This window comes from Myxacorys sp., from assembly GCF_059501405.1.
In genome coordinates this window covers 1-3,879 of record NZ_JCACCM010000022.1, presented here as the reverse complement: position 1 = coordinate 3,879, position 3,879 = coordinate 1, and the positions used below count along the sequence as shown (strand labels likewise).

Here is a 3,879-nt window from a genome sequence, read left to right as displayed (position 1 = left end):
TTATTCGAGACTGATGCACGATAATTTCCAGGCGTATTAAACGATCCATGGCTCAAATGATTTCTGATACTACTCCAGCAAAAGCCAGTGAGGAAGAAAAAAGTCTCTACAAAGTGTTGCGCAACCGCTTGCCTGACGATTTCATTATTTGGTACGAACCGATCGTTAAAGGGCTGTATCCTGACTTCATTTTGCTGTCCTTACTTTAGATCTGGAGCAGCGATGATAAGTTACTCAGACGATGCTTTCTCTTTGCAGTGTGATCTCTGCTCCCATAACACTCGCAACCCTCATTTATCCTGCGCCATTCACCCTCACAAAATTGTGGATGCTCAATGCCCCGATTTTAAGGCTGATATGTCGCTGCCAGCAGAAGAAAGGTAGGAGCCAGAAGGAGCTTCGTATTATGGCAGCGAACTCGTGATCGATCCAATTCAACGGTGGACGAGAGAGCAAAAACTCACGCTGCTAGATTGGCATTCCATGTTTACGGGGCGCTGTCCGAATTGTGAGCGATCGCTGATGCAAGCTCATCCTATGCGAGTGCATTGGGACTGCAAGCATTGTGAGTGGAAAGATGATTCGGTTTGAAGGATGATTACCGTTCCTGCTCCGTTGGACGAATCAGAATCTCATTCACGTTCACATGAACGGGCTGAGTCACAGCATAGAGGATGGCCTGTGCGATATCGTCACTTTCTAGCGATTTGACCGAGCCGTAAAATTTTGCTGCTTGCTCTTTCGCGGCTGGATCAGTAATGTGTTGCGGTAGTTCAGTTGCCACCAAACCAGGTTCAATAATCGTGACTCGAATTTGATTTTGGTACACCTCTTTGCGTAATGCTTCAGAGAAAGCACCAACCGCCCACTTCGTTGCGTTGTACACTCCGCTTCCTGCATTGGCGACTCGACCCGCCACTGACGAAATATTTACGATGTGCCCGCTATTTTGAGCCTTTAGGAGCGGTAATGCGGCATGGGTCGCATACATCAGTCCGAGAACGTTCAAGTTGATCATGCGTCGCCAGTCTTCGGTATTCGCACCGTCAATCATGCCTAGTAGCATGACCCCTGCATTATTAATCAGGATATCAATCTGACCCCATGTGGATTGGGTTTTCGCGATCGCATCTCGGATCTGAGTTTCGTCCGACACATCGGCGGTAATCGGTAATGCTTCCCCTCCCTCGGACTGGATGCGTTTGGCTAGATCATCAAGGCGATCTGCACGACGAGCAATTAAGGCAACCTTTGCGCCTTCTGCAGCAAGTAGAACAGCAGTCGCTTCCCCAATTCCTGATGAGGCTCCGGTAACAATCGCCACTTTCTCAGTTAATTTTCCAGGCATGGTGCCCCTTAGCGTTAGAGCGTCTAATACCTGAGTATGATCACCATCAGTGGGATTGCCGTCTACCTTAAAACTGAAATTGACGGCAGTGAACCCAATGCACAACCTCGTCTAACACAGGTGCTATTGGGACTGCTCAGAATGCGGCTGGAGGGATGATTCAGTTTAGGTACAGTCATTCATTACCGAGCTTGAGCCACTATGCGGGTAAAAAAGCGCAAGATACGGCTAAACGTTTTTCCTAAATCAGTTTTCTGGATAAAGTCCCAGAGAAGGGAGAACGCGTCAACTTTCTCCGGCAAAATCAAGTTTTCAGCCCTTTCTTGCACTAATTTAGGCGTAGGTTGCCTTAACTCCGGTGTCGCTCAAAATCGGTGATGGTTCCCCCCGATTTAACATGAATATCTAGAGCATCCATTACTTTAAGTTCGTTGGCGTCAATAAAGTCTCTCCCGTTCAGAGTCTCAGGAACCATGCTTAGAAGTTCTATCCTGGCATAGACATCAGAGATCTCAATTTGATAGCGATCACAGAGGTCAGAGACGGGTCGAAAAAAATCAGTCATACGTCTTGTCCTGTACCAGGTCTTCCGGTCAAAGTTGAGTTCATTTGCGTTGTTGCCCGATCAGTTGGCATCATAACCTTGAGTTCACACATCGTGATCGCATTCTTAATGCTCTTTCTCAATCCACCAGCGGTATAAGACAACTGGTTTCTCCGCTCTCCGATCATTGTTAGCAGTTGACACAATCAATTTGCGCCTATCTGCTGCTGCAAATTCAAACCGACACAGACCTAATCCTGTTCCTGAGCAATCTACAACCTCATTGTAGCCAAGGTCTTTAACGATGTACTCCACTCCGCCAGATAAGGGATCGCCTCGTTGCAAGACAGGAATCTCAAGGGCTTGCCAGCCTTCGTTGATCAGAATCTCTCTTGCTTCTGAATAAGGCATTTGCTGTTTCAGTTTTGGCACTTCTTGAGCGAACGCTGGACTATGTACAAACGTGATTAATCCAATAATTATTCCGACGATAAAAATCGTGTATTTCTTCATGTTGTCACCTCCGTGATTTCAAAAATCACTACTTCTTTTCTCGTCTGAAAATACACTCGTAAGAAAAATCATCTGTTACAGAGTCTTTCGCACAACGAGCAGACACCAGTTTCCACCTGTCATTGCCAAGTCGATCCATCATTGTTGTAAACGTTAGGTCGGGAATGCTTTCAATTTTATACTCCCAAAGAACAACCTGAGTTTTCTGACCCGCTAACGTATTAAAAAAGGGTTGCCCCCGCAACCCTAGCTCCACATCAATTTGTTCCTTTGTTCTTAGCGTTGCGCCTTCCGGAAATCCCAAGGCTTCTGATAGCTACCACCTCAAGCCCCAACCTTTTTTCCCTTCGCGATCGCTTCCCCTCGCTCAATTGCCTCCCGATTTACGCAACGGTCAGAGTAGCGGCTGTAGTGATACGCCAGTCCTACTCTAGTCATCTCTCCATTCACAAACGTCTCTTCCTCGCTGTTAGGCTTTTGCACAACCACTTCCGCTACCGTGCGCCCATAGCGGTCCTTCTCAATCGGCACAACGATCACCTCGCTTCCAGTATTGCCCACAAGCGATCTCAGCTTCTCGGTTGCCTCAATGCCCAAGGGTTGACCCGCTTTACTCCCGTGAGCCACTTCCGGCGCATCAATACCACAGAGCCGCAGCTTTTCCTTCTTCCCCTTAAAACTGACTGTGAGCGTATCGCCATCTGCCACGCTCACCACTTGCCAATGCTCTGAGGACGGCATAACGCCCGTCGGTTTCATGGCCTCTACAGCAGCATCTACATTCTCATAATCAGGGCCCGATGCCGCTTGCGAGGCTTGGTACTTGCTCCAGACAAAGACTCCAAGTCCTGCCATGACAACGATCGGCAGGACGTTGATCAACGCTTTCAGTCGTTTCGGTAATTTCATGGAAGTGCAATCGAGGCAGGGATGAATCTCGACTTCAGAATGCCCAATTGAGAGAAGGGGGATGACGAGCGCCAAAACTAAACCAAAACTATCGTGCCGGATTGAATGACAATAGAAACTGAACGGCGTGCAGCAACCTCAGAGTTTAATACCTGAACAGATCCCATCATGAATCCTCTACCCCATCACGAAGACCCATCCCTCCAACTGTCCATTCAGGAGAGCCTGCGACACCTCTCTGCCGAGTTAGGACATCCCCTGAATCAGGCTGCCGTCGAGAACCTATACCAAAGGGCGAGGGATCTCCTCGGCCATACGTCTCCCGCTCCCGTGACCCTGGCCCGGGTCGCCGGGGCCCTTTTGGTCTACCAAGTCCAAGAGACAGAAGCTGAGGAGTTGGAGTGGTTTAACACTCAAATGAAGCAATGTCTCGATGAAGAAGAAGTCGAGGAGTTGATTGAATCCCTGCATCGCACCGATGCCTTGTGACGTGGTTTCAATCCCGATCCAAATCCGGTCATGGCGCCAGTCATTGAGGCAATTGTGAGGTGAATGGGCATCCTAG

8 protein-coding genes are annotated in these 3,879 nt (G+C 48.5%); 3 read left to right on the top strand and 5 right to left on the bottom strand.

The genetic code is table 11. The annotated features are described in order from the left end of the window. The first annotated feature begins 47 nt into the window (after window positions 1-47). Complete coding sequence (locus tag AC5I6P_RS02300; protein ID WP_495692145.1) at window positions 48-209, top strand: hypothetical protein; 162 nt, start codon at window positions 48-50, stop codon at window positions 207-209. A 211-nt stretch (window positions 210-420) separates the two neighbouring features. Next, window positions 421-591 (top strand): hypothetical protein, encoded by a 171-nt coding sequence (locus AC5I6P_RS02295; protein ID WP_495692144.1) that lies wholly within the window; start codon window positions 421-423, stop codon window positions 589-591. A gap of 7 nt (window positions 592-598) precedes the next feature. Here the strand turns inward: AC5I6P_RS02295 and AC5I6P_RS02290 are convergent, their stop codons facing one another. The 5 genes from AC5I6P_RS02290 to AC5I6P_RS02270 form a co-directional block, all read right to left on the bottom strand. Beyond that, window positions 599-1,348 carry an SDR family NAD(P)-dependent oxidoreductase gene (locus tag AC5I6P_RS02290; protein ID WP_495692143.1) on the bottom strand — a complete coding sequence of 250 codons (750 nt, stop codon included), beginning with the start codon at window positions 1,346-1,348 and terminating at the stop codon, window positions 599-601. Between the two features lie 349 nt (window positions 1,349-1,697). Continuing rightward, window positions 1,698-1,913 carry a hypothetical protein gene (locus AC5I6P_RS02285; RefSeq protein WP_495692142.1) on the bottom strand — a complete coding sequence of 72 codons (216 nt, stop codon included), beginning with the start codon at window positions 1,911-1,913 and terminating at the stop codon, window positions 1,698-1,700. A 105-nt stretch (window positions 1,914-2,018) separates the two neighbouring features. Continuing rightward, the gene (locus AC5I6P_RS02280; RefSeq protein ID WP_495692141.1) at window positions 2,019-2,405 is read right to left on the bottom strand and encodes a hypothetical protein; all 387 of its coding nucleotides are present in this window, start codon (window positions 2,403-2,405) and stop codon (window positions 2,019-2,021) included. A gap of 28 nt (window positions 2,406-2,433) precedes the next feature. Then, complete coding sequence (locus AC5I6P_RS02275) at window positions 2,434-2,709, bottom strand: hypothetical protein (protein ID WP_495692140.1); 276 nt, start codon at window positions 2,707-2,709, stop codon at window positions 2,434-2,436. A 20-nt stretch (window positions 2,710-2,729) separates the two neighbouring features. After that, complete coding sequence (locus tag AC5I6P_RS02270) at window positions 2,730-3,314, bottom strand: thermonuclease family protein (RefSeq protein WP_495692139.1); 585 nt, start codon at window positions 3,312-3,314, stop codon at window positions 2,730-2,732. Between the two features lie 168 nt (window positions 3,315-3,482). On the opposite strand from AC5I6P_RS02270, the gene AC5I6P_RS02265 reads away from it, so the two are divergent. Next, window positions 3,483-3,803: a hypothetical protein gene (locus tag AC5I6P_RS02265; protein WP_495692138.1), complete on the top strand. Its 321-nt coding sequence runs from the start codon at window positions 3,483-3,485 to the stop codon at window positions 3,801-3,803. Window positions 3,804-3,879 lie beyond the last annotated feature (76 nt).